The organism is Streptomyces sp. NPDC127114, from assembly GCF_042677525.1.
In the GTDB taxonomy this organism is placed as follows: Bacteria; Actinomycetota; Actinomycetes; order Streptomycetales; family Streptomycetaceae; genus Streptomyces.
On the sequence record NZ_JBHXTJ010000009.1, the window covers coordinates 14,057 to 38,171 of the forward strand.

Genomic DNA, 24,115 nt, shown 5'->3' on the forward strand with positions numbered 1-24,115 from the left:
GCAGCAGCACATGTTCGACACCGTCCTCGTCGCCAACCGCGGCGAGATCGCCGTCCGGGTGATCCGCACCCTGCGCGAACTCGGCGTGCGTTCGGTCGCCGTGTACAGCGACGCGGACGCCGACGCCCGGCACGTACGGGAGGCGGACACGGCGGTACGGATCGGGCCCGCGCCGGCCTCGCAGTCGTACCTCTCCGTGCCGGCCCTGCTCGACGCCGCCGCCCGCACCGGCGCGCAGGCCGTCCACCCCGGCTACGGCTTCCTCGCGGAGAACGCGGGATTCGCGCGGGCCTGCGCGGAGGCCGGCCTGGTCTTCATCGGCCCGCCGGCCGAGGCGATCTCGCTGATGGGCGACAAGATCCGGGCGAAGGAGACCGTGAAGGCGGCGGGCGTGCCGGTCGTCCCCGGCGCCGCCGACCCCGACATCGCCGACGCCGCCCGCGAGCTGGGCGCGCCCGTGCTGCTCAAGCCGAGCGCGGGCGGCGGCGGCAAGGGCATGCGCCTGGTGCGCGACCTGACCGTCCTGGAGGAGGAGATCGCGGCGGCGCGGCGCGAGGCGCGCTCCTCGTTCGGCGACGACACGCTCCTCGTGGAGCGGTGGATCGACCGGCCGCGGCACATCGAGATCCAGGTCCTGGCGGACGCGCACGGCAACGTCGTCCACCTCGGCGAGCGCGAGTGCTCGCTCCAGCGGCGCCACCAGAAGATCATCGAAGAGGCGCCGAGCGTCCTGCTGACCCCGGAGATCCGGGCGGCGATGGGCGCGGCGGCGGTCGAGGCGGCGCGGTCCTGCGGCTATGTCGGCGCGGGCACGGTCGAGTTCATCGTGCCGGGCGGCGACCCCGCCTCGTACTACTTCATGGAGATGAACACCCGTCTCCAGGTGGAGCACCCGGTGACGGAGCTCGTCACGGGCCTGGACCTGGTGGAGTGGCAGCTGCGGGTGGCGGCGGGCGAGCCGCTGTCGTTCGGGCAGGAGGACGTCCGGCTGGACGGCTGGGCGATCGAGGCCCGGATCTGCGCGGAGGACCCCTCCCGCGGCTTCCTGCCGTCGGGCGGCACGGTGCTGTCCCTGAACGAGCCGCAGGGCGACGGGGTGCGCACCGACTCGGGTCTCGCCGAGGGCACCGAGGTGTCGTCCCTCTACGACCCGATGCTGTCGAAGGTCATCGTCCACGCCAAGGACCGCCCCACGGCCCTGCGCAAGCTCCGCGCCGCCCTCGCGGACACGGTCGCCCTGGGCGTGCCCACCAACGCGGGCTTCCTGCGCAGGCTGCTGGCGCACCCGGACGTCGTCTCCGGCGAGCTCGACACGGGCCTGGTCGAGCGGGACGCGGAGAGCCTGGTCCCGCAGGGCGTCCCGGAGGAGGTGTACGCGGCGGCCGCGGCGGTCCGGCTCGACGCGCTGGCCCCGGCGCCCCGCGAGGGCTGGACGGACCCGTTCTCGGTCCCCAGCGGCTGGCGCCTGGGCGGCGCCCCGAAGCCGCTCGCCTTCCCGTTCCGGGTGCCGGGATCCGAACCCGTCACGCACGGCGCGCCGTCCGGCGCGCGGGTGACGGACCGGTCGGTGACCGTGACCGTGGACGGGCTCACCCACCGCTTCCACCGCGCGGGCGACTGGCTGGGCCGCGACGGCGACTCCTGGCACGTGCTCGACCACGACCCGGTCGCCGCCGCGCTGTCCGGGGCCCGGCACGGCGGGGCCGACACGCTCGCCGCGCCCATGCCGGGGACCGTCACGGTCGTCAAGGTGGCGGTCGGTGACGAGGTGGAGGCCGGACAGAGCCTGCTCGTGGTGGAGGCGATGAAGATGGAGCACGTCATCTCCGCCCCGCATTCCGGCACCGTCACCGAACTGGACGTCACGCCCGGCACGACCGTCGCCATGGACCAGGTCCTGGCCGTGGTGACGCCCCGCGAGGAGGAGGACGCATGAGCACCGGACTGCCGATGACCGTGCCCGCCGCCGGGCTGCCGGCCCGGGTCCGGATCCACGAGGTCGGGCCCCGCGACGGCCTGCAGAACGAGAAGACGGCCGTCCCGACCGACGTGAAGGCCGAGTTCGTCCGGCGGCTCGTCGCCGCGGGCCTGACCACGGTCGAGGCGACCAGCTTCGTGCACCCGAAGTGGGTGCCCCAGCTCGCCGACGCCGAGGAGCTGTTCCCGCGCGTCCGTGACCTGCCCGTACGGCTGCCCGTGCTGGTGCCGAACGAGCGCGGGCTCGACCGGGCGCTCGCGCTCGGCGCCCGCGAGGTCGCCGTCTTCGCCTCGGCGACCGAGTCCTTCGCGAAGGCCAACCTCAACCGGACCGTCGACGAGGCGCTCCTGATGTTCGCGCCGACCGTCACCCGGGCCATAGAGGCCGGTCTGAAGGTCCGCGGCTACCTCTCCATGTGCTTCGGCGACCCGTGGGAGGGTGCCGTGCCGGTCGAGCAGGTCGTCCGCGTCACCAAGGCCCTCGCCGACATGGGCTGTGACGAGCTGAGCCTCGGCGACACCATCGGCGTCGCCACGCCGGGCCACGTCCGCGCCCTGCTCTCCGCGCTGAACGAGGCCGGGGTGCCCACCTCGCGCCTCGCCGTGCACTTCCACGACACCTACGGGCAGGCCCTCGCCAACGCCTACGCGGCGCTGGAGCACGGGGTCACCGTCTTCGACGCCTCCGCCGGAGGCCTCGGCGGCTGCCCGTACGCCAAGTCCGCCACCGGCAACCTCGCCACAGAGGACCTCGTGTGGATGTTCCGCGGTCTCGGCATCGAGACCGGGGTCGACCTGGCCGCCCTCACCGACACCAGCGTGTGGATGGCCGAACAGCTGGGCCGACCGAGCCCTTCCCGTACCGTCCGTGCGCTCTCCCACAAGGAGTCCTGAGCATGTCCCTCGACCACCGGCTCTCCGAAGAGCACGAGGAACTCCGCCGTACCGTCGAGGCGTTCGCCCACGACGTCGTCGCCCCGAAGATCGGCGACTACTACGAGCGGCACGAGTTCCCGTACGAGATCGTCCGCGAGATGGGCCGCATGGGCCTGTTCGGCCTGCCGTTCCCCGAGGAGTACGGCGGCATGGGCGGCGACTACCTGGCGCTCGGCATCGCCCTGGAGGAGCTGGCGCGGGTCGACTCCTCGGTCGCCATCACCCTGGAGGCGGGCGTCTCGCTGGGCGCGATGCCGGTCTACCGCTTCGGCACGGAGGAGCAGAAGCGGGAGTGGCTGCCGAAGCTGTGCGCCGGCGAGGTGCTCGGCGCGTTCGGCCTGACCGAGCCGGGCGCCGGCTCGGACGCCGGCGGCACCCGCACGACGGCGGTCCGCGACGGCGACCACTGGGTCATCAACGGCTCGAAGTGCTTCATCACCAACTCCGGCACGGACATCACGGGTCTGGTCACGGTCACCGCCGTCACCGGCCGCAAGGCGGACGGCAGGCCGCTGATCTCCTCGATCATCGTCCCGTCCGGCACGCCGGGCTTCACGGTCGCCGCCCCGTACTCGAAGGTCGGCTGGAACGCCTCGGACACCCGTGAGCTCTCCTTCGACGACGTGCGCGTCCCGGTGGAGAACCTGCTCGGCGAGGAGGGCCGCGGCTACGCGCAGTTCCTGCGGATCCTGGACGAGGGCCGGATCGCGATCGCGGCGCTGGCCACGGGTCTGGCGCAGGGCTGTGTGGACGAGTCGGTGAAGTACGCGAAGGAACGTCACGCCTTCGGCCGTCCGATCGCCGACAACCAGGCCATCCAGTTCAAGATCGCCGACATGGAGATGCGCGCCCACATGGCCCGCATCGGCTGGCGCGACGCGGCCTCCCGCCTCGTCCTCGGCGAGCCGTTCAAGAAGGAGGCGGCGCTCGCGAAGCTGTACTCGTCGACCGTGGCCGTCGACAACGCGCGCGAGGCGACCCAGATCCACGGCGGCTACGGCTTCATGAACGAGTACCCGGTGGCCCGGATGTGGCGCGACTCCAAGATCCTGGAGATCGGCGAGGGCACCAGCGAGGTCCAGCGGATGCTGATCGCCCGGGAACTGGGCCTGTCGGCCTGACCCGACCGCGGAAACACCGTCCCGCACCCGCCGCACCGAACCGTGTGCGGCGGGTGCGCCCCGTTTCACGGTGCCGTGCCGGGCGGCACATACGCGTCGTAGCGGTCCCAGCCGGGAGCCGCGGGCAGCCGCACCGGGCGCCAGGTCCTCGCGTACGCCGGCGGTGCGGCGCCGGCGGTGACGAGGACGGCGACCGGCATGCGGCGGGCGGCCGCGACGACGCCCGCCGGGGTGATGGCGGCGTCGTGGCCGCCGACCGCGCGCGAGGTGCAGCCCGCGTAGTAGCCGACGAGCACGTACTCCTTGCCGCTGACCAGGCACGGCGGCCGGACGCCGACGCCGTGCAGGGCGGTGGCGATCCCCGTGAACTGCGCGCGGGTGGAACGGCTGTGGGCGACGGCCTTGGAGAGCACGGCGTACTGGACGGCGAGATGGCCGACGAGGAGACCGGTGAGCAGCCCCACGGCCAGCGGCCGGCGGGCCGGGCGCACCGCGGTGAGCGCGTGCACGAGCGCCTCGGCGGCGGGCAGGGCCAGCAGGGCGTAGGCCGGGAGCAGGAAGCGGGGCGCGGCGTAGCCGACGGTGAAGAGGTACGGGGCGGCCAGCGAGAGCGCGGTGACGGTGGCGAGCACGGCGGGCGCGCCGCGGCCGGCCCGGAAGGCGGCGACGATGCCGGCGGCGACGGCGACCGGCAGCAGGAACCACCAGAGGGCGGTGACCGGTTGGTCCCACGGCACGTCGCAGGGCCGGCACAGGGTGCGGCCCGCGAGTGCCCTGAGGTGGTCGTCGACGGACATGTACCAGCCCAGGTGGCCCTGGATCTCGCCGGCGCGGCGCAGCCGGGCGGTGAGCCCGCCGTACTGCGCGTGGGCCTCGGCGATCCACGGCGCGGCCCCGAGCAGCGGCCCGGCGACGAGGGCGAGGGACACCGCCGGGCGGCGGCGCCAGGCGGGCACGAGCAGGGCTGCGGCGAGGAGCGGGAGGGCCAGCCAGAGCCCGTCGGCGGGCCTCAGCAGGGTGACCGCGCCCACGGCGGCGCCGAGACCGAGGAGGGCCGCGCGGCCCTGGCCGTGGCCCCGGGGCTTCCCGACGGCGCGCAGGAAGCAGCCGACGGCGGCCAGGGCGCCGAACGCGCACCACAGGTTGGGCATCACGCGCGGCCCGTAGAACAGGGTGATCCACAGTCCGGCGAACAGGCCGCCCGCGACGGTGAGCACGGGCACGGGAAGGATCCGGCGCCAGATCCACAGCGTGCCGAACAGGGCGGCTCCCGACAGCAGGGCCAGGTAGACGCGGATCGCGGTGGTCGAGGCCGTGAGGAAGGCGACGGGGGCGACGAGGTACGAGATGCCCCGGGCGCGGGGCGCGCTGAAGAACGCGGGCGGGGCGTTGCCGCCGACCTGGCTGACGTAGACGGACTCGTCCCAGCCGAGGCCGGATCCGGGGACGACGAGCGCGAGTTGGGCGAGGGTGAACAGGACCGCGAGGGCGGCCGGCCGGAAGGCGGGGTGTGACGGCGGAATCGGCGTGAGGCGCCGCCGGCGGACGTCGGACCCGGTCTCCGGGAGGGACGGTCGCGGTACGGGAGCGGTGAGGGGGCTCATCCGGTCCACGCTGCTCGGGTCCGGCGCCCGACGGCCAGGCGACGTACCGTGCCGGCCGCGTCCGTCACTCCGTCAGAGGTCTTTCGGATCAGGTGGCGACGTGGTGACCCGCCGGAGGCGGGGCCGGGCGGGCGGGGTGACGGGCCGTTCCCTGGAGGCCCGCAAGGTGGCGGGCCTCACTCCCGGCCCGGCGACCCCACCCCTGTTGATCGGACTGAGGTTAGGCTAACCTACCCACGAATTGCCCAGGCCGACCCCGGCACGTACGAAAGCGACTTCGCCATGCCCAGCACCGCCCGAGCCACTTCCCTCACCCGTCGCGGTCTGCTCGCCGCGGGCGGCGCCCTCGGGCTCGGCGCCGCGCTCGCCGCCTGCGGCGACAAGGGTGGCGAGAAGAACGGCGGCTCGCCCGCCAAGGCCTCCGAGAAGGCCGGCCCGTGGAAGTTCACCGACGACCGCGGCACCGCCGTCGAGGCGAAGTCCACCCCGAAGAACATCGTCGCCTTCACCGGAACGGCCGCCGCCCTCAAGGACTTCGGCATCGAGGTCAAGGGCGTCTTCGGCCCGACCTACGTCGAGGACCCGAAGACCAAGGCGAAGACGCCCGACGTGCAGGCCGGCGACCTCGACATCGAGAAGGTCAAGGTCATCGGCAACGTCTGGGGCGAGTTCAAGATCGAGGAGTACCTCAAGCTCCAGCCCGAGCTCCTCGTCACGGACATGTGGGAGAAGAACGACCTCTGGTATGTCCCGGCCGAGCAGAAGGACAAGATCCTCAAGATCGCGCCGAGCGTCGCCCTGTGGGCCGCCGACAAGTCCATGCCGGCCGTCCTGCAGCGCCACGCCGACCTCGCCGCCTCGCTCGGCGCCGACGTGCAGACCGCGCAGATCAAGGCGGACAAGGCCCGCTTCGAGGCCGCCGCCGAGCGCGTCCGCAAGGCCGCCCAGGGCAAGAAGGACATCAAGGTCCTCATCGGCTCCGGCGCGCCGGACCTCTTCTACGTCTCCACCCCGGTCCGCCCGACCGACACGCTCTTCTTCAAGGAGCTGGGCGTCAACATCGTCGTCCCCTCCAAGCTCGACCAGGGCGGCTGGTTCGAGGGCCTGAGCTGGGAGAACGTCGACAAGTACCAGGCCGACATCATCATGCTCGACAACCGCACCTCGGCCCTCCAGCCCGAGGCCCTGAAGGCCAAGCCCACCTGGGCCGCGCTGCCCGCCGTCAAGGCCGGCCAGGTGATCCCGCGCGTGACCGAGCCGATCTACTCCTACGCCAAGTGCGCCCCGCTGCTCGAGGACCTGGCCAAGGCCCTCGAGACCGCCAAGAAGGTGTCCTGACCCATGACGAACGCCGAGACCGCCCCGTTCCAGTTCTTCTCCCTCCAGGTCGACCGGACGCGGCGGCTCGGGCCGTCCCTGGTCCGCGTCACCTTCACCGGTGAGGACCTGAAGCGCTTCGCCTCCGGCGGTCGCGACCAGTCGCTCTCGCTGTTCCTGCCCCACCCGGGGCAGGACGCGCCGGTGCTGCCGCCGCTCGACGACCCGGACATGTACGCGATCCTGGGCGCCTACCGGGCCATGCCGCACGACGAGCGGGCCGTGATGCGCTCGTACACCGTCCGTGCGCAGCGCACCTCGCCGGTGGACGAGATCGACATCGACTTCGCGATCCACGAAGCGACGTCAGGCGCCGACACGGGCGTCGGCCCCGCCTGCCGCTGGGCCCAGCAGGCCAAGGCCGGCGACCGGGTCGTCGTGCTCGGTCCCGCCGTGGCCGAGAACACGGGCGTCCGCTTCCAGCTGCCCGCCGACGCGGACTCCGTGCTCGTGTGGGGCGACGAGACGGCCCTGCCGGCGGTCTCCGCGATCCTGGAGTGGCTGCCCGCGGAGACCCGCGCGCACGTCTACCTCGACGTCCCGTACTCCGGCGACCGCGTGGAGCTCGCGACCGAGGCCGACGCGACCGTCACCTGGCTGGTGCGGGAGGAGGGCGCGCCGTCCGCGGTCGAGGTGATCGCGGGCGCCGAGCTGCCCGGCGAGTCGCCGTACGTGTGGATCGCGGGCGAGTCCGGTTCCGTGAAGGCGCTGCGCCGCCACTTCGTGCGCGAGCGCGGGATCGACAAGCGCCGCGTGACGTTCGTGGGCTACTGGCGCAAGGGCCTGTCCGAGGACGCCCTGCGCGAGGTCCCGGACGAGACGGCGCAGGACGAGGCGCAGGACGTGGCATAGCCACCCCTCTTACCCCCCGCAGGGCGCACGGCCCCTCAACCCGCTCGGGTTGGGGGGCCATTGTGCTGCAAATTTAGGTTAGGCTAACCTAACCAAGACACCGAAGGTTCCTTGCGTCCCCTCACTCCCGGAAGGGCCCCCACATGCGCTCCCACCTCCTCAACGCCACGACGGCGGAGTCGTACCGACACTCCGTCACCGAAGGAGTGGATCGGGTGGCGAGGAAACTCGTCACCGTGCGCGGCCCGTTCACGGGTGTCACCCCCGCCGGCCTCGCGCCCGTCGTCGACGCCGTCGACCTCGACAAGCCGCTCGGGGACGCCTCCGCCGCCCTCGACGAGCTGGAGGACGTGTACCTGCGCGACGCGGTCTACTTCCACCACCCCCGCTACCTCGCCCACCTCAACTGCCCCGTGGTGATCCCCGCGGTCCTCGGCGAGGCCGTCCTGTCCGCCGTCAACTCCTCGCTGGACACCTGGGACCAGAGCGCCGGCGGCACCCTCATCGAGCGCAAGCTCGTCGACTGGACCACCGGCCGGATCGGCCTCGGCCCGCTCGCCGACGGCGTGTTCACCAGCGGCGGCACCCAGTCCAACCTCCAGGCGCTGCTGCTCGCCCGCGAGGAGGCCAGGACCGGCCGCGACGGCCGTCCGGGCACCGACGACCTGGCGAAACTGCGGATCTTCTCCTCCGAGTGCAGCCACTTCAGCGTCCAGAAGTCGGCCACCCTGCTCGGCCTGTCCCGCGACGCCGTCGTCTCCGTCCCCGTCGACCGCGAGCGCCGCATGCAGTCGGTCGTCCTCGCCGCCGAGCTGGAGGCCTGCCGGGCCGAGGGCCTGATCCCGATGGCGATCGTCGCCACGGCCGGCACCACCGACTTCGGCTCCATCGACCCGCTGCCCGAGATCGCCGCCCTGGCCGCCGAGTACGGCGCCTGGATGCACGTCGACGCGGCCTACGGCTGCGGACTGCTCGCCTCGCCGACCCGCCGCCACCTCCTCGACGGCATCGAGCACGCCGACTCGGTCACCGTCGACTTCCACAAGTCCTTCTTCCAGCCGGTGAGTTCCTCGGCCGTCCTGGTCCGTGACGGCGCCACCCTGCGCCACGCCACCTATCACGCCGACTACCTCAACCCGCGCCGCGCGCTGGCCGAGCAGATCCCCAACCAGGTCGACAAGTCCCTGCAGACCACCCGCCGCTTCGACGCCCTCAAGCTGTGGCTGACCCTGCGCGTCATGGGCGCCGACGGCGTCGGCGGCCTCTTCGACGAGGTCTGCGACCTGGCCCGGGCCGGGTTCGACCTGCTCGCCGCCGACCCGCGCTACGACGTGGTCGTCGAGCCGCAGCTGTCCACCCTCGTCTACCGCTACATCCCCGAGAACGTCACCGCGCCCGAGGACATCGACCGCGCCAACCTCCATGCCCGCAAGGCCCTGATGGCCTCCGGCGAGGCGATCGTGGCCGGCACGAAGGTCGACGGCCGCCAGTACCTCAAGTTCACCTTGCTCAACCCCGAGACGACCGTGGCCGACATCGCCGCCGTCCTCGATCTGATAGCCGGCCACGCCGAGCAGTACCTGGGAGAGAACCTTGTCCATGCCTGAGACGACTCAGACGTACGACTTCATCGGCATCGGGCTCGGTCCCTTCAACCTCGGCCTCGCCTGCCTCACCGAGCCCATCGAGGAGCTGAACGGCCTCTTCGTCGAGTCCAAGCCGGACTTCGAGTGGCACTCCGGGATGTTCCTCGAGGGCGCCCACCTCCAGACGCCGTTCATGTCGGACCTGGTGACCCTGGCCGACCCGACCTCGCCGTACTCCTTCCTCCAGTACCTGAAGGAGAAGGGCCGGCTGTACTCGTTCTACATCCGCGAGAACTTCTACCCGCTGCGCGCCGAGTACAACGACTACTGCCGCTGGGCCGCCGCGCAGCTCTCCTCCATCCGCTTCTCGACCACCGTCTCCTCGGTCTCCTTCGACGAGTCCGCCGAGGAGTACGTGGTGGCCACCACGGCCGGAGAAACGTTCCGCGCCCGCCGGATCGTGCTCGGCACCGGCACCCCGCCGTACGTCCCCGAGTCCTGCCGGGGCCTGGGCGGCGACCTCGTGCACAACTCGCGCTACCTGCCGAACAAGGAAGCGCTGCAGAAGAAGAAGTCGATCACGATCGTCGGCAGCGGCCAGAGCGCCGCCGAGATCTACTACGACCTCCTCAGCGAGATCGACGTGCACGGCTACCGGCTCAACTGGGTGACCCGCTCCCCGCGCTTCTTCCCGCTGGAGTACACCAAGCTCACCCTGGAGATGACCTCCCCGGAGTACGTGGACTACTTCCACGCGCTCCCCGAGCGGACCCGCTACCGCCTGGAGAGCCAGCAGAAGGGCCTCTTCAAGGGCATCAACGGCGAGCTGATCGACGCCATCTTCGACCTGCTCTACCAGAAGAACTTCGCCGGCCCGGTCCCCACCCGGCTGCTCACCAACTCCGCGCTGCACTCCGCCGCGTACGACGAGACGAGCGGCACGTACACGCTCGGCTTCCGCCAGGAGGAGCAGGAGAAGGACTTCGAGATCGAGACCGAGGGCCTGATCCTCTCCACCGGCTACAAGTACACCGTCCCCGCCTTCCTGGAGCCGGTCAGGGACCGCCTCCGCTGGGACTCCCAGGGCCGCTTCGACGTGGCCCGCAACTACTCGGTCGACACCACCGGCCGCGGGGTCTTCCTGCAGAACGCCGGCGTGCACACCCACTCGATCACCTCGCCCGACCTGGGCATGGGGCCGTACCGCAACGCGTACATCATCGGGGAGATGCTGGGCTCCGAGTACTACCCCGTCGAGAAGACCATCGCGTTCCAGGAGTTCGCCGTATGACCGCCACCGTCCAGATACGCCCGCTCGACCCGCTGAAGGACGCGGAGCTGATCCACCCCTGGGTCACCGACTCCAAGGCGACCTATTGGATGATGCAGGGCTTCGCGCTCCAGGACGTCGAGCGCGAGTACATGGCGATCGCCGCGAACCCGCACCACGACGCCTTCATCGGCCTCGTGGACGGCGAGCCCGCCTTCCTCATGGAGCGCTACGACCCCGCGAAGGTCGAGCTCGTCGGCCTCTACGAGCCGCAGCCCGGAGACGTCGGCATGCACTTCCTTGTCGCGCCCACCGACACCCCCGTGCACGGCTTCACCCGCCGGGTGATCACCGCCGTCATGGCCGAGCTGTTCGCCGACCCGGCCACCGCCCGCGTGGTCGTCGAACCCGACGTCCGCAACACCGCCGTGCACGCGCTCAACGAGGCCGTCGGCTTCGTGCCCGAGCGGGAGATCCAGAAGCCGGAGAAGAAGGCCCTGCTGAGTTTCTGCACCCGCGCCGCCTTCGAGGCCGCCGTCGCCTCCGCGGCGACCGCCGCGCCCGTGGAGGTGGCGGCATGAGCGCGCTCACCGACAGCCCCGTCGCCCACCTCACGCCCGAGCGCTGGGCCGACGCCAACCGCGCCCTGATCCGCAAGGGCCTCGCCGAGTTCATCCACGAGCGGCTGCTCGACCCGCAGGAGCTCGGTGACAGCCGCTACCAGGTGCTCAGCGACGACGGCCGCACCGAGTACCGCTTCACCGCCGACCGCTTCGCCCTCGACCACTGGCAGGTCTACCCGGAGTCCATCAGCCGGCACCGGGGCAGCGAGCAGCTCCCGCTGGACGCCCTGCAGTTCATCACCGAGCTGCGCGCCTCGCTCGGCCTGAGCGACGAGATCCTCCCGGTCTACCTGGAGGAGATCTCCTCCACCCTGGCCGGCACCGCGTACAAGGCGACCAAGCCGCGCATCGGCTCCGCCGAGCTGGCCCGGGCCGGCTTCCAGGCGATCGAGACCGGGATGACCGAGGGCCACCCCTGCTTCGTCGCCAACAACGGGCGGCTCGGCTTCGGCGTCGACGAGTACCGCGCCTACGCCCCCGAGGCCGCGAGCCCGATCCACCTGGTGTGGCTGGCCGCGCACCGCGACCGCGCCACCTTCACGGCCGGCGCGGACGTGGAGTACGACGCGTTCATCCGTGCCGAGCTCGGCGACGAGGCGGTGGACCGCTTCGCCGCCACCCTCGCCGAGCGCGGCCTGGACCTGGCCGACTACCTGCTGATGCCGGTGCACCCCTGGCAGTGGTGGAACAAGATGGCCGTCACCTTCGCCGCCGAGGTGGCGCAGCAGCGGCTCGTGTACCTGGGCGAGGGCGACGACGCCTACCTGGCGCAGCAGTCCATCCGCACCTTCTTCAACACCAGCGACCCGGCGAAGCACTACGTGAAGACGGCCCTGTCCGTCCTCAACATGGGCTTCATGCGGGGCCTCTCGGCCGCCTACATGGAGGCCACGCCCGCCATCAACGACTGGCTCGCCGGTCTGATCGAGGCCGACCCGGTCCTCCAGGCGGCCCGCTTCTCGATCATCCGCGAGCGGGCGGCGGTCGGCTACCGGCACCTGGAGTACGAGGCCGCCACCGACCGCTACTCGCCCTACCGCAAGATGCTCGCCGCGCTGTGGCGCGAGTCCCCGGTGCCGTCCCTCGCCGAGGGCGAGCGGCTCGCCACGATGGCGTCGCTGCTGCACGTCGACCACGAGGGCGCGTCCTTCACGGGCGCCCTGATCAAGGAGTCGGGCCTCGCCCCGGCCGACTGGCTGCGCCGCTACCTGGACGCCTACCTGCTGCCGGTGCTGCACTGCTTCTACGCGTACGACCTGGTCTACATGCCGCACGGCGAGAACGTGATCCTGGTCCTCGACGAGCAGGGCGCGGTGTCCCGGGCGATCTTCAAGGACATCGCCGAGGAGATCTGCGTCATGGACCCGGACGCGGTCCTGCCGCCGGCCGTGGAGCGGATCCGGGCCGAGGTCCCGGAGGACATGAAGCTCCTGTCCGTCTTCACGGACGTCTTCGACTGCTTCCTGCGCTTCCTCGGTGCCACGCTGGCCGCGGAGGGCGTCGTCGGCGAGGACGACTTCTGGCGCACGGTCGCGGAGTGCGTGAAGGGCTACCAGGACTCCAAGCCGGAGCTGGCGGACCGCTTCGCGCAGTACGACGTGTTCGCCGAGACCTTCGCCCTCTCGGCCCTCAACCGCCTCCAGCTGCGCAACAACAAGCAGATGGTGGACCTGGCGGACCCGTCGGCGGCACTCCAGCTCGTCGGCGACCTGGTGAACCCGATCGCGCGGTTCGCCTGACGGACCGGCGCGGGCCCTGGCGGAGTTACGGTCCTCCGCCAGGGCCCGTCGTCATGTGGGCGTCCGGCGCCCGTCTAGCGGAGCCGACCGGTCGGTGCGACGAGCCGGGCGTACGAGGGGCGGTCCGTCGGCGTGCGGGCCGTCAGGCCGGGGGCGGCGCTCCGGGCCGGCCGGCCGGGCCGCCGGGCGGTCTGCTGCCCTTCGCAGTTGACCACGGTGTCCGTCCCGCCCTCGCCGTCGCAGTCGTCGACGCCGGCCTGGCCGTCGAGGGCGTCGTCGGCGGGGCCGCCGCGCAGGAAGTCGTTGGCGTCGCCGCCGCGCAGGACGTCCCGGCCGCCGACGGTGCCGAGCGTCTGGCTCCAGTCCGAGTTGTCGCCGAAGATCCGGTCGTCGCCGCCGCGGCCGTCGATCTGGTCGTTGCCCGCGGTCGCGCCGGTGGGATCGACGAGCGTGCTGTCGCCGATGAGGATGATCTCGCCCGTGCTGCCGCCGATGATGCGGTCGTTGCCGGAGCCGACCGCGGTGCCGCCGGACGTGTGGTCGCCGACGGCTCCGAACGCGCCGTCCGTTCCCAGGTCGATCAGGTCGTCGCCGCCCGCCCCGGTCGCGTTGCCGAACGGCGCGAAGCTGTCCCCCGTGACGTCGCCGAACGTGCCGGCACCTTCGAGCAGCACGTCGTCCGCGGCGCCCGACGCCGAGAAGTAGCCGAGGGAGTCACCGACGAGGACGTCCTCCCCGTTGCCGCCGATGATCCGGTCGGGTGCCGCGCCGTCGGCGTGGTCGCCGGCGTCGTCCCCGTACAGGACGTCGTCACCGTCCGCGCCGACGAGGACGTCGGGGGAGGCTCCGGCGGCGGTGCCCTGCGACGCCCCGTTGTCGCCGAGCAGGAAGTCGTGCCCGGCGCCGCCGTCGAGGTAGTCCCGCCCGGTGGAGCTCGTGACGTTACCGGTGTAGGCGCGTTCGTCGCCCGTCATGCTGTCGTTGCCGGCGTCGCCGAAGAGGCGGTCGTCCCCGGTACCGCCCGAGATGCTGTCGTCGCCGTCCCCGCCGTGGACGAGGTCGCCGCCGCCGAGGCCGCAGATCTTGTCGTTGCCGCCCCTGCCGTCGATGACGTCGCTGCCGGGCGTACCGATGATGACGTCGTCGCCGGGGGTCCCGGTGGTGCCGGTGACGGTGGCGGCCGCCTCGAAGCAGGTGGCCGCCGCCGCGGCGGGCGTACCCGTGGTGACGGTGAGCGCCGCGGCGGCGAGCACCGGGGCGCACAGCAGGCTGACGGTCCGGCGGTGCGCCGCGGGGCGGACGGCTCGTGTTCGGGGCATGGGTGGTTCCTTCCCGTGGCGGGGATCGCGAGTCGGTCACTCTGCGCGATGTCTGCCCGTGGTGGAGGGGCCCCGTGATGCACGGAAAGTAATTTCACCCGATGAGTCGGGCGGCTACTCGGCCGCCCACGGCACCTGCGGCGACCGGTAGAAGTCGACGCCCAGGGCGCTCAGTCGCGGACCCTGCCGGGCCAGGCGCAGCCGGTAGGCCTCCCAGTCGTGCGTGGCCGCCGGTGACCAGCCCAGTTCGGCGATGCCCGGCAGGCGTGGGAAGGCCATGTGGTCGATGTGGGCGCTCGTGGAGACGGTCTCGGTCCACAGCGGGGCCTCGACGCCCGCGATGGCCGACTCGGGCAGGCCCGGCAGCAGGGTCGCCGGGTCCCAGTCGTAGGACCGCCGGACCTCCACGTAACCCGCCCAGGACAGGCCGAGCGGGGTGTCCTTCGTGTACTTCATGTCGAGGTAGGCCCGGTCGGCGGGCGAGAGGATCACCCTGGTGCCCGCCCGCGCGGCCGCCGCGACCCGTTCCTTCTCCGCCGCCGACGAGCGGTCCAGGCCCCACCACTGGGCGAGCGCGCCCTCGGCGGGCCGGGCGCCGGTCAGCTGGTGCCAGCCGACGACGGTCTTGCCGTACTTCGCGACGACCGGCTGCACCCGGTCCATGAAGGCGACGTAGTCGGCGTGGCTGGTGGAGTGCGCCTCGTCGCCGCCGATGTGGAGGTGGCGGCCGGGCGTGAGGGCGGCGAGTTCGCGGACGACGTCGTCCACGAAGTCGTACGTGACCTCCTTGGGCACGCACAGCGAGCTGAAGCCCACGCTCGTCCCCGTGTAGAGCGGTGGCGCGACGCCGTCGCAGTTGAGCTCGGCGTAGGAGGCGAGCGCCGCGTTGGTGTGGCCGGGCATGTCGATCTCGGGCACCACCTCCTGGTAGCGGGAGGCGGCGTAGCGGACGATCTCGCGGTAGTCGTCCTTGGTGTAGTGGCCGCCGGGGCCGCCGCCGACCTGCGTGGAGCCGCCGTGGGCGGCGAGCCGGGGCCAGGAGTCGATCGCGAGGCGCCAGCCCTGGTCGTCGCTCAGGTGCAGGTGCAGCTTGTTGATCTTGTAGAGGGCGAGCTGGTCGATGTAGCGCTTGACCTGGTCGACGGTGAAGAAGTGCCGGGAGACGTCGAGCATCGCGCCCCGGTAGGCGAAGCGCGGGGTGTCCCGGACGACGCCGCCGGCGATCTTCCAGGGGCCGGGCTGCACGGTGCGCTTCTCGACGGCAGCGGGCAGCTGCTGGCGCAGGGTCTGCACGCCGCGGAAGAGTCCGGCGTGCTCGTGGGCGGTGAGGGTGACGCCGCCGCGGCCGGAGCGCAGCTCGTAGCCCTCCTTGCCGAGCGCGGTGGCGCCGCGGTCGATGCGGAGCAGGATCCCGCCGCGGGCCGCGCCGTCGTCGACGACGGGCAGCGGATAGCCGGTGGAGGGCCGGAGCACCCCGGCGAGGTAGCGGCCGATCTCCCGGGTCGCGCGGTCGTCCGGGTCGACGCGGACGGCGGTGGCGGCGCCGAGGGTGTACGGCGCGCCGCCGGGCGTCACGGAGGCCGGGACGGGCACGACGTCGCCGAGCGGCCGGACGAGGGGCTCGGCGGCGGCGGTCCGCGCACCGGGCACGCCGGCGACGGCGAGGAGCAGGGAGGAGAGGACGAGGAGCCGCGAGGAGCGGAGGAGCGGAAACGTTCTGCGCGGTCGCACAGGCATGTCCCTTTCGATGGGGTCGACTGCGGGCATGGCGTATCCGAACGGTCACCATGCGTACCGCCTGCCCCATCGCGGGTCAAGGTGTAGACCAATTAGTCCGTCTGGCGGCGCGATCACACCCCCTCCTGCCCGATATCGGGCAGGATTCTTGCAATGCACCTCGGGTACCCCTCAGTATTCACGGGTGCTCGAACGCCGACCGTCGCACGACGACCTCATCGACCACCTGGTCCGCAGCACCGCGCTCCAGCGCGGTGAGGCCGCCCGGGTGGTGCTCGACGTGCTGGCGTACTTCGACGAGTCGACCGAGGACTTCGTCCGGCGCCGCCACCGCGAGCTGCAGTCGGGCGGCGCGGTCAACGCCGAGATCTTCGAGCGGATCGCGGCCGAACTGCCGCACCGCGCCGTGGCACCACCGGAGCTCTCGCTCCGCCAGCTGCGCCGGATCGTCTACGGCTGACCACCGGGGCTCCCGCCCCCTCGGTCACCCGGCCGGGCACACCCACTGACTTCTGGAGGACTGACACCTTTATGTGCGGAATCGTCGGTTACATCGGCAAGCGCGACGTGGCTCCCCTGCTGCTCGAAGGACTGCAGCGGCTCGAGTACCGGGGTTACGACTCCGCCGGCATCGTCGTCACCAGCCCGAAGGCCTCCGGCCTGAAGATGGTGAAGGCCAAGGGCCGGGTCCGCGACCTCGAGGCCCGCGTCCCCAAGCGCTTCGCGGGCACCACCGGCATCGCGCACACCCGCTGGGCCACCCACGGCGCCCCGAGCGACGTCAACGCCCACCCGCACCTCGACCCCGAGAACAAGGTCGCCGTCGTCCACAACGGCATCGTCGACAACGCGGCCGAGCTGCGCGCCAAGCTCGAGGCCGACGGCGTCGTCTTCGCCTCCGAGACCGACACCGAGGTCATCACCCACCTGATCGCCCGCTCCCAGGCCGACTCCCTGGAGGAGAAGGTCCGCGAGGCGCTCAAGCACATCGAGGGCACCTACGGCATCGCCGTCATGCACGCCGACTTCAACGACCGCATCGTGGTGGCCCGCAACGGCTCCCCGGTCGTCCTCGGCATCGGCGAGAAGGAGATGTTCGTCGCCTCCGACGTCGCCGCCCTGGTCGCCCACACCCGCCAGGTCGTCACCCTCGACGACGGCGAGATGGCCACCCTGAAGGCCGACGACTTCCGCACCTACACGACCTCGGGCGCGTCCACCAACGCCACCCCGGAGACCGTGGAGTGGGAGGCCGCCTCGTACGACATGGGCGGCCACGACACCTACATGCACAAGGAGATCTCCGAGCAGCCCGCCGCGGTCGACCGCGTGCTGCGCGGCCGGATCGACGACCGCTTCTCCACCGTGCACCTCGGCGGCCTGAACCTGGACGCCCGTGAGGCCCGCTCGATCCGCCGGATCAAGATCCTCGGCTGCGGCACCTCGTACCACGCCGGTCTGATCGGCGCCTCCCTCATCGAGGGCATGGCCCGTATCCCGGCCGACGCCGAGCCGGCCTCCGAGTTCCGCTACCGCAACCCGGTCGTCGACCCCGACACCCTCTACATCGCCGTCTCCCAGTCCGGCGAGACCTACGACGTGCTCGCCGCCGTCCAGGAGCTCAAGCGCAAGGGCGCCCGCGTCCTCGGCGTGGTCAACGTGGTCGGCTCCGCCATCGCCCGTGAGGCCGACGGCGGCGTCTACGTCCACGCGGGTCCCGAGGTCTGCGTCGTCTCCACCAAGTGCTTCACCAACACGGTGGTCGCCTTCGCGCTGCTCGCCCTGCACCTCGGCCGCATCCGCGACCTGTCCGTCACCGACGGCAAGCGGATCATCGAGGGCCTGCGCAAGCTGCCCGGCCAGATCGAGGAGATCCTCAAGACCGAGGACGAGATCGAGAAGCTGGCCAAGGAGTACGCGGGCGCCCAGTCGATGATGTTCATCGGCCGGGTCCGGGGCTACCCGGTCGCCCTGGAGGCCTCCCTCAAGCTGAAGGAGATCTCCTACATCCACGCCGAGGCCTACCCGGCCTCCGAGCTGAAGCACGGCCCGCTCGCCCTCATCGAGCCGGCCCTGCCGACGGTCGCGATCGTCCCCGACGACGACCTGCTCGAGAAGAACCGCGCCGCACTGGAGGAGATCAAGGCCCGCAGCGGCCGCATCCTCGCGGTCGCGCACCAGGTGCAGGAGAAGGCCGACCACACCATCGTCGTGCCGAAGAACGAGGACGAGCTCGACCCGATCCTCATGGGCATCCCGCTCCAGCTCCTCGCGTACCACACCGCGCTCGCCATGGGCCGCGACATCGACAAGCCGCGGAACCTGGCCAAGTCCGTCACGGTCGAGTAGCGGGGCCTCCGGGCCTGTCCCCCGGACCCCCGCCCGCCGGGCCTGTCCCCCGGCGTCGGCCGGACACCACAGCGGTCCCCGTGCTTCCCAGGAGCACGGGGACCGCTGCTTTGCGCGTGAGGTACGGATCAGCTCGCCGCGGCCGCGCGGGAGCCGCGGGCCAGCGAGGTCGGCCAGCCGGCCACCGCCGCCGTCGCGCCGTACCAGGCCGCGAGGCCGGCCACCGCGGCCACCCAGCCGCCCGCCTTGCCGAGGCCCGAGTTGTCGGCGAGGGCGCCGATGCCGAGCAGCAGCAGGGCGACGAAGAGCAGCCCGTACACGCCCTGTCCGAAGAGGCCGCTGCCGCCCGAGGCCATGGTCAGGGTGAGCGCGAGGAGCGCCCACAGCAGCAGGAAGAGACCGGCGGCCTCGGCGGAGCCGGTGTCGCCGACGCCGGTGCCCCAGGTGAACCAGAAGGCGCCGAGCGCCGAATAGGCCGTGCCCTCACCGGTGTTGCCCGCACGCAGGGCGAGCAGGCCGACGAGGAACAGGGCCACACCGCCGACCCAGGTCGCGAGCCCGGCCGCGTCCGCCGCGCCGACGTGGTCGACCACGCCGGTGGAGCCGATGCCGAAGGCCAGCAGGGTCAGTCCGAGTGCGAGGTGTCCGAGGGTGGAGGTGCTGTTTCCCGCGGTGGCGTCATTGGACACGGCGGGCTCCCTTCAGGTGTGCAGTTGTGCTGCTTGGGCTGCTTTGTTCCGGTGAGCTTTATGTACCCTTCACAAGCGCACAATTCACCTGAGGAAGGCCGAAATTATGGCCGGAACAAGGGAGTTGAGGGAGCGGACCGAGGGGCCGACGGTGCCGCTGTTACGGGATGACGACGACCGGGCGCTGGGCGCGCCGTGCGAGCCGGCCGGCCACCGAGCCGAAGATCCGCCCGACCACGCCGTGCGTGGAGCCCACCACGATCGCGTCGGCGGAGTACTCCCGGCCGACCTCTTCCAGTTCGTGGCAGATGTCTCCGCCGCGCTCGACCAGGATCCACGGCACCTCGGACAGGTGCTCCGCGCAGGCCAGCTCCAGGCCGAGGACCTCGGTGCGGTGGTCCGGCACGTCGACGAAGACCGGCGGCTCGCAGCCGGCCCACACGGTGGTGGGCAGCCGGTTGGCGACGTGCACGATGATCAGGCCCGATCCGGAGCGGCGGGCCATGCCGATGGCGTACGCGAGGGCTCGTTCACTGGACGTCGAGCCGTCGAATCCGACGACGACACCGTGCCGGAAGGCCGGGTCGCAGGCGTGACGGGGCTGTTCCACCGCGAGGGGGTCGACCGTGGAGTCGGCGACGCGCTTGCGGTCCGCGGGTTCGGGGAATTCGTGACCGGCCATCGGTGTCTCGGCGAAGAGGGTCCTCTGGAAGGGACGGGCAGGACGGGGAGCGGAACAACGGTTGGCGGCGGAGCTGTGTCCGGGAATCATCTTCCCAAGCCCATACCCCCAAGGGTACGGCGACACTCCTCTCGTGCCCAGGGGCGGCCGCCGGGCGCCGTTACGGCGTTCCAGGGAGCATGCACGAGCCCCGCGCCGTAGCGCAATGCCGGATGTGCCCTACAGGAGTCCGAACGGGGGCCAAACGGACGCCCCGCGCAGTGACCGGAACGTTCCGCTCCTCGTTCCCACAGGTCAACGCCACCGTCGCAGGGAGCCCGCCCGTGCCCGCACCGTCGCCCATGGACACCGACGACCGCCTCGACCCCGCCGCCCTCGCCTCCGCCGAGACGGTCACCGCCTTCCTCGCACCCCCCGGCGCCGCGCCCGCCGGCCCCCGCGCCCCCCGGCCGCGCGGGCGCCGCCGGGCGCGGGAGGCGGGCGGTCCGGGCGGTCCCGGCGAGCACGGGACGCCGGGCGCCGGCACCGGGCCGGACGCGGCGAGCGACGTGGTCCGCTGGGCGGTCTTCTGCTGCGCGCTCGTCCCGGTCGTCCTCGTGGTCTACGGCACCTCACTGGGCGGCGCGGCCGGCACCGCGCTCGGCCTGGCCGCCGTGACGGCGGCCTGCCGGGTGCTGCTGCGGCGCTCCGAACGGGGTCTGCGGGCCGAGCGCCACTCGCGGAGTTGACAGGGTCGCACAGCCGATCCCGTATGTTTTCAGCCAAGTTCCTGTGCCCGGCCAGACTGTGGCCGAAGACCGCTCAACCCGCGTAGGTCCAGGCATCACCGCCCTGGACTGGGCTTCCTGATCGAACGCTTCACGCCAAGTGCCCATGTCGACAATGTGCCGGAAGGAGAACTTGTCGCTCGGGCGCCACGGGACGCAGTAGATTCGATCATGGATACCGAAGACTGGGGTCTCGCGCAAAACCGAGGGGAAACGTGGCACAGCGACACGACCAGGGAGACGCCAACACCGAGGGGGGCTTAGCGTCATGAGCCAGGACCACTCCGCCGCACCGGAGGCGGCACGGAAGCTGTCCGGGCGCCGCCGTCGCGAAGTCGTCGCGGTACTGCTGTTCAGCGGTGGCCCCATCTTCGAGAGCTCCATCCCGCTCTCCGTTTTCGGCATCGACCGCCAGGACGCGGGGGTGCCACGCTACCGACTGCTCGTATGCGCCGGCGAGGACGGCCCCCTGCGGACCACAGGCGGGCTCGAACTCTCCGCGCCGTACGGCCTGGAGGCGATCAGCCGGGCCGGCACCGTCGTGGTGCCCGCCTGGCGCTCGATCACCTCACCGCCGCCGCCGGAGGCGCTCGAAGCGCTCCGCCGGGCCCACGAGGAGGGCGCGCGCATCGTCGGTCTGTGCACCGGCGCCTTCGTCCTCGCCGCGGCCGGCCTGCTCGACGGCCGCCCGGCGACCACGCACTGGATGTACGCGCCGACGCTCGCCAAGCGCTATCCGTCGGTCCACGTGGACCCGCGGGAGCTCTTCGTCGACGACGGCGACGTGCTGACCTCGGCCGGCACCGCGGCCGGCATCGACCTCTGTCTGCACATCGTGCGGACCGACCACGGCACGGAGGCCGCGGGCGCCCTGGCGCGCCGGCTGGTCGTCCCGCCGCGGCGCAGCGGCGGTCAGGAGCGCTACCTCGACAGGTCTTTACCCGAGGAGATCGGCGCCGACCCGCTGGCCGAGGTCGTCGCCTGGGCGCTGGAGCACCTCCACGAGCAGTTCGACGTGGAGACCCTGGCGGCGAGGGCGTACATGAGCCGTCGTACGTTCGACCGCCGCTTCCGCTCGCTGACCGGCTCGGCGCCGCTGCAGTGGCTGATCACCCAGCGGGTGCTCCAGGCACAGCGGCTCCTGGAGACCTCCGACTACTCGGTCGACGAGGTCGCGGGACGCTGCGGCTTCCGCTCGCCGGTGGCCCTGCGCGGCCACTTCCGGCGGCAGCTGGGTTCCTCTCCGGCGGCCTACCGGGCGGCGTACCGGGCCCGGCGGCCGCAGGGCGAGGGCGCCACGGCGGTCCTCGACGCGGTCGTCCCGGCCCAGGGCCAGACGGTCCCGCGCCGCCCCGGGCACCTGCTGGAGCCCGGAAAGCCGCCGTCGGACGCCTTCACGGGGGGCCGCCCGGCCCTCCCGGGCCAGCGCAGCGCGCCGTAACCGGCTCCTGAGCCGCGCGAGCCACAAGCCGCGCACCGAGAAAACCGAAGGGCTCCCCAGGACACCTCCTGGAGGGGCCCTTCGGCCATCCTGCGGTTCCGCTCCGCGTTCGGCCATAAGGTAGGACGCATGAACGATCGCATGGTGTGGATCGACTGCGAGATGACCGGGCTCTCGCTGACGGACGACGCACTCATCGAGGTGGCCGCACTGGTCACCGACTCGGAACTGAACGTGCTCGGCGAAGGCGTGGACATCGTGATCCGCCCGCCGGACGCGGCCCTGGAGACCATGCCGGAGATCGTGCGCCAGATGCACACGGCCTCGGGCCTGCTCGACGCGCTGGCCGAGGGCACCACCCTGGCCGACGCCGAGGCGCAGGTCCTCGCGTACGTGCGCGAGCACGTCAAGGAGCCCGCCAGGGCCCCGCTGTGCGGGAACTCGGTCTCCACCGACCGCGGCTTCCTCGCCCGGGACATGCCCGCCCTGGAGAGCCACCTCCACTACCGGATCGTCGATGTCTCCTCGGTCAAGGAACTGGCGCGCCGCTGGTACCCGAGGGCGTACTTCAACAGTCCGGAGAAGAACGGCAACCACCGGGCGCTCGCCGACATCCGCGAGTCCATCGCCGAGCTCCGCTACTACCGCGAGGCGATCTTCGTGCCGCAGCCCGGCCCGGACTCGGAGACCGCGAAGCAGATCGCGGCCCGCCACGTCCTCCCGGCCGAGTAGGGGCCGGCCCCGGGCCCCCGCCGGGAAGCCGCTCGCGCCCGCCGGACCCCCTCGGGGAAAACGTGTGCGCGAGCACCCCCTCGGACCCTGTAGACTTCTTCTCGGCCGGTCAGGGAAGCCCTCGGGCGAATGACCGGTCGTGGTGGGTATAGCTCAGCTGGTAGAGCACCTGGTTGTGGTCCAGGATGTCGCGGGTTCGAGTCCCGTTACTCACCCTGAGAGGTCGAGGCCCCGGTTCGGAAGAACCGGGGCCTCGGTCGTTTCTCCCGCTCACGTACGCCTCGGTCCCACCCCCAGGAGGGACGGGACCGAGGAGGACGCGGGTCAGATCACCGGCGGGCGGCCCAGGCGGCCCATGCGCCACACCGTGGACCAGCGCATCGGGCGGCGGGTGCCGCCGGAGCGGCGGACGCCCTCGAAGAAGCCGGCGAACCAGGCGCGCAGGCCCGGCAGGGAGCGGGTGCGGGCCAGGGTCAGCAGCGTCCACACGCCCAGGTAGACGGGGACGAGCAGGACCGGCAGGTTCCGCTTGGCCAGCCACACCCGGTTGCGGGCGGTCATCCGGTAGTAGACCGCGTGCCGGGCCGGGCTGGTCTTCGGGTGCTGGAGGAGCAGCTCCGGCGCGTACCGCACGGTCCAGCCGTCGTCGAGGGCGCGCCAGGCGAGGTCGGTCTCCTCGTGGGTGAAGAAGAAGTCCTCGGGCCAGCCGCCGATCCGGTCGAGCATGCGCATCGACAGGCCGTGGCCGCCGCCCAGGAAAGTGGTCACCTCGCCGCCCCGCATCGGGTCCTTGGCGCCGAGCCGGGGCACGTGCCGCCGCTGCGTCTCGCCGTTCTCGTCGGCGATGCGGAAGGAGACCACGCCGAGCTCCGGCTCCGCCTCGTACAGGTCGACGAGCCGGCGGAACACGTCCGTGTCCACGAGCAGGCCGTCGTCGTCGAGGTCCACCAGGACGTCGACGTCGCCGAAGGACCGGAGCGTCTCGATCGCGACGTTGCGGCCGCCGGACACCCCGCGGTTCTCCGGGAGCTCCACCCCGTGCACGCCGTCCGGCAGATCGGCCAGCGTTCCCGCGCCGTTGCCGATCACGACGACCCGGGTGGCCGGCTCGTCCTGCGCGGCCACCGAATCGAGCAGCGCCCGCAGCTCCTTCGGGCGCGTGCCCATCGTCAGCACCGCCACACCCACACGCGGTCGCGCCACAACCCACTCCGTCCGTCGATCACCATCCCGGGTCCCGCGATGCTAACGGGCCCGCGTCCCCGTCCGTTCACGTGGACGGCACACGGCGCACGCCCGGCCGTCATGATCACC

General features: G+C 72.1%; 20 protein-coding genes and 1 tRNA gene. 15 read left to right on the forward strand and 6 right to left on the reverse strand.

Translation table 11 applies throughout. The features are described 5' to 3' along the window. Window positions 1-10 precede the first annotated feature (10 nt). From ACFVGS_RS11945 to ACFVGS_RS11955, 3 genes are read left to right on the forward strand one after another with little or no spacing between them, the layout of a single operon-like run. Window positions 11-1,936: a biotin carboxylase N-terminal domain-containing protein gene (locus ACFVGS_RS11945; RefSeq protein WP_385692492.1), complete on the forward strand. Its 1,926-nt coding sequence runs from the start codon at window positions 11-13 to the stop codon at window positions 1,934-1,936. Next, window positions 1,933-2,871 (forward strand): hydroxymethylglutaryl-CoA lyase, encoded by a 939-nt coding sequence (locus tag ACFVGS_RS11950; protein WP_384409222.1) that lies wholly within the window; start codon window positions 1,933-1,935, stop codon window positions 2,869-2,871. Before ACFVGS_RS11945 ends, ACFVGS_RS11950 begins: the two co-directional genes overlap by 4 nt. 2 nt (window positions 2,872-2,873) lie before the next feature. Next, window positions 2,874-4,034: an acyl-CoA dehydrogenase family protein gene (locus ACFVGS_RS11955; RefSeq protein ID WP_384409220.1), complete on the forward strand. Its 1,161-nt coding sequence runs from the start codon at window positions 2,874-2,876 to the stop codon at window positions 4,032-4,034. Between the two features lie 65 nt (window positions 4,035-4,099). On the opposite strand, the gene ACFVGS_RS11960 is transcribed toward ACFVGS_RS11955, so the two are convergent. Beyond that, window positions 4,100-5,638: a hypothetical protein gene (locus ACFVGS_RS11960; protein ID WP_385692414.1), complete on the reverse strand. Its 1,539-nt coding sequence runs from the start codon at window positions 5,636-5,638 to the stop codon at window positions 4,100-4,102. 282 nt (window positions 5,639-5,920) lie between these two features. Here ACFVGS_RS11960 and ACFVGS_RS11965 point away from each other — a divergent pair, with 282 nt between their 5' ends. From ACFVGS_RS11965 to ACFVGS_RS11990, 6 genes are all read left to right on the forward strand, one after another. Beyond that, a complete protein-coding gene (locus tag ACFVGS_RS11965) occupies window positions 5,921-6,976 on the forward strand; it encodes an ABC transporter substrate-binding protein (protein ID WP_384409216.1) in 1,056 nt (351 codons plus the stop codon). Between the two features lie 3 nt (window positions 6,977-6,979). Next, entirely contained in the window at window positions 6,980-7,867 is an 888-nt protein-coding gene (locus ACFVGS_RS11970) for a siderophore-interacting protein (RefSeq protein ID WP_385692415.1), read from the forward strand. Window positions 7,868-8,010: 143 nt separating this feature from the next. After that, window positions 8,011-9,474, forward strand: coding sequence for a pyridoxal phosphate-dependent decarboxylase family protein (locus tag ACFVGS_RS11975; protein ID WP_385692416.1), 1,464 nt, complete (start codon window positions 8,011-8,013; stop codon window positions 9,472-9,474). Then, the gene (locus tag ACFVGS_RS11980; RefSeq protein ID WP_384409210.1) at window positions 9,467-10,744 is read left to right on the forward strand and encodes a lysine N(6)-hydroxylase/L-ornithine N(5)-oxygenase family protein; all 1,278 of its coding nucleotides are present in this window, start codon (window positions 9,467-9,469) and stop codon (window positions 10,742-10,744) included. The genes ACFVGS_RS11975 and ACFVGS_RS11980 overlap by 8 nt, the downstream gene beginning before the upstream one ends. Then, window positions 10,741-11,304, forward strand: coding sequence for a GNAT family N-acetyltransferase (locus ACFVGS_RS11985; protein WP_384409208.1), 564 nt, complete (start codon window positions 10,741-10,743; stop codon window positions 11,302-11,304). The genes ACFVGS_RS11980 and ACFVGS_RS11985 overlap by 4 nt, the downstream gene beginning before the upstream one ends. Beyond that, window positions 11,301-13,085, forward strand: coding sequence for an IucA/IucC family protein (locus ACFVGS_RS11990; protein ID WP_385692417.1), 1,785 nt, complete (start codon window positions 11,301-11,303; stop codon window positions 13,083-13,085). Before ACFVGS_RS11985 ends, ACFVGS_RS11990 begins: the two co-directional genes overlap by 4 nt. 74 nt (window positions 13,086-13,159) lie before the next feature. On the opposite strand, the gene ACFVGS_RS11995 is transcribed toward ACFVGS_RS11990, so the two are convergent. Then, the gene (locus ACFVGS_RS11995) at window positions 13,160-14,404 is read right to left on the reverse strand and encodes a calcium-binding protein (RefSeq protein WP_384409204.1); all 1,245 of its coding nucleotides are present in this window, start codon (window positions 14,402-14,404) and stop codon (window positions 13,160-13,162) included. Window positions 14,405-14,518: 114 nt separating this feature from the next. After that, window positions 14,519-16,141: a beta-N-acetylhexosaminidase gene (locus tag ACFVGS_RS12000; protein WP_385692418.1), complete on the reverse strand. Its 1,623-nt coding sequence runs from the start codon at window positions 16,139-16,141 to the stop codon at window positions 14,519-14,521. A 184-nt stretch (window positions 16,142-16,325) separates the two neighbouring features. Between ACFVGS_RS12000 and ACFVGS_RS12005 the strand changes: the two genes are divergently transcribed. Both ACFVGS_RS12005 and glmS read left to right on the forward strand, forming a co-directional pair. Beyond that, entirely contained in the window at window positions 16,326-16,601 is a 276-nt protein-coding gene (locus ACFVGS_RS12005; RefSeq protein ID WP_041662420.1) for a hypothetical protein, read from the forward strand. Window positions 16,602-16,672: 71 nt separating this feature from the next. Next, window positions 16,673-18,490, forward strand: a complete 1,818-nt coding sequence (glmS, locus tag ACFVGS_RS12010; protein ID WP_384409200.1) for a glutamine--fructose-6-phosphate transaminase (isomerizing) — start codon at window positions 16,673-16,675, stop codon at window positions 18,488-18,490. A gap of 128 nt (window positions 18,491-18,618) precedes the next feature. On the opposite strand, the gene ACFVGS_RS12015 is transcribed toward glmS, so the two are convergent. Both ACFVGS_RS12015 and ACFVGS_RS12020 read right to left on the reverse strand, forming a co-directional pair. After that, entirely contained in the window at window positions 18,619-19,179 is a 561-nt protein-coding gene (locus ACFVGS_RS12015; protein WP_385692419.1) for a GPR1/FUN34/YaaH family transporter, read from the reverse strand. Between the two features lie 160 nt (window positions 19,180-19,339). Next, window positions 19,340-19,861 (reverse strand): universal stress protein, encoded by a 522-nt coding sequence (locus ACFVGS_RS12020; RefSeq protein WP_384409196.1) that lies wholly within the window; start codon window positions 19,859-19,861, stop codon window positions 19,340-19,342. 548 nt (window positions 19,862-20,409) lie between these two features. On the opposite strand from ACFVGS_RS12020, the gene ACFVGS_RS12025 reads away from it, so the two are divergent. The 4 genes from ACFVGS_RS12025 to ACFVGS_RS12040 all read left to right on the forward strand — a co-directional run bounded on the left by ACFVGS_RS12025 (window position 20,410) and on the right by ACFVGS_RS12040 (window position 23,016). Beyond that, on the forward strand, window positions 20,410-20,589 hold the full coding sequence (locus ACFVGS_RS12025; RefSeq protein ID WP_384409262.1) for a hypothetical protein: 180 nt from the start codon (window positions 20,410-20,412) through the stop codon (window positions 20,587-20,589). A 307-nt stretch (window positions 20,590-20,896) separates the two neighbouring features. Further along, a complete protein-coding gene (locus ACFVGS_RS12030; protein ID WP_384409194.1) occupies window positions 20,897-22,069 on the forward strand; it encodes a helix-turn-helix domain-containing protein in 1,173 nt (390 codons plus the stop codon). A 129-nt stretch (window positions 22,070-22,198) separates the two neighbouring features. After that, window positions 22,199-22,801: an oligoribonuclease gene (gene orn, locus ACFVGS_RS12035; protein WP_384409192.1), complete on the forward strand. Its 603-nt coding sequence runs from the start codon at window positions 22,199-22,201 to the stop codon at window positions 22,799-22,801. Between the two features lie 142 nt (window positions 22,802-22,943). Further along, a tRNA-His gene (locus tag ACFVGS_RS12040) sits at window positions 22,944-23,016 on the forward strand. Between the two features lie 109 nt (window positions 23,017-23,125). On the opposite strand, the gene ACFVGS_RS12045 is transcribed toward ACFVGS_RS12040, so the two are convergent. Next, on the reverse strand, window positions 23,126-24,004 hold the full coding sequence (locus tag ACFVGS_RS12045; RefSeq protein ID WP_384409190.1) for a glycosyltransferase family 2 protein: 879 nt from the start codon (window positions 24,002-24,004) through the stop codon (window positions 23,126-23,128). Between the last annotated feature and the right edge of the window lie 111 nt (window positions 24,005-24,115).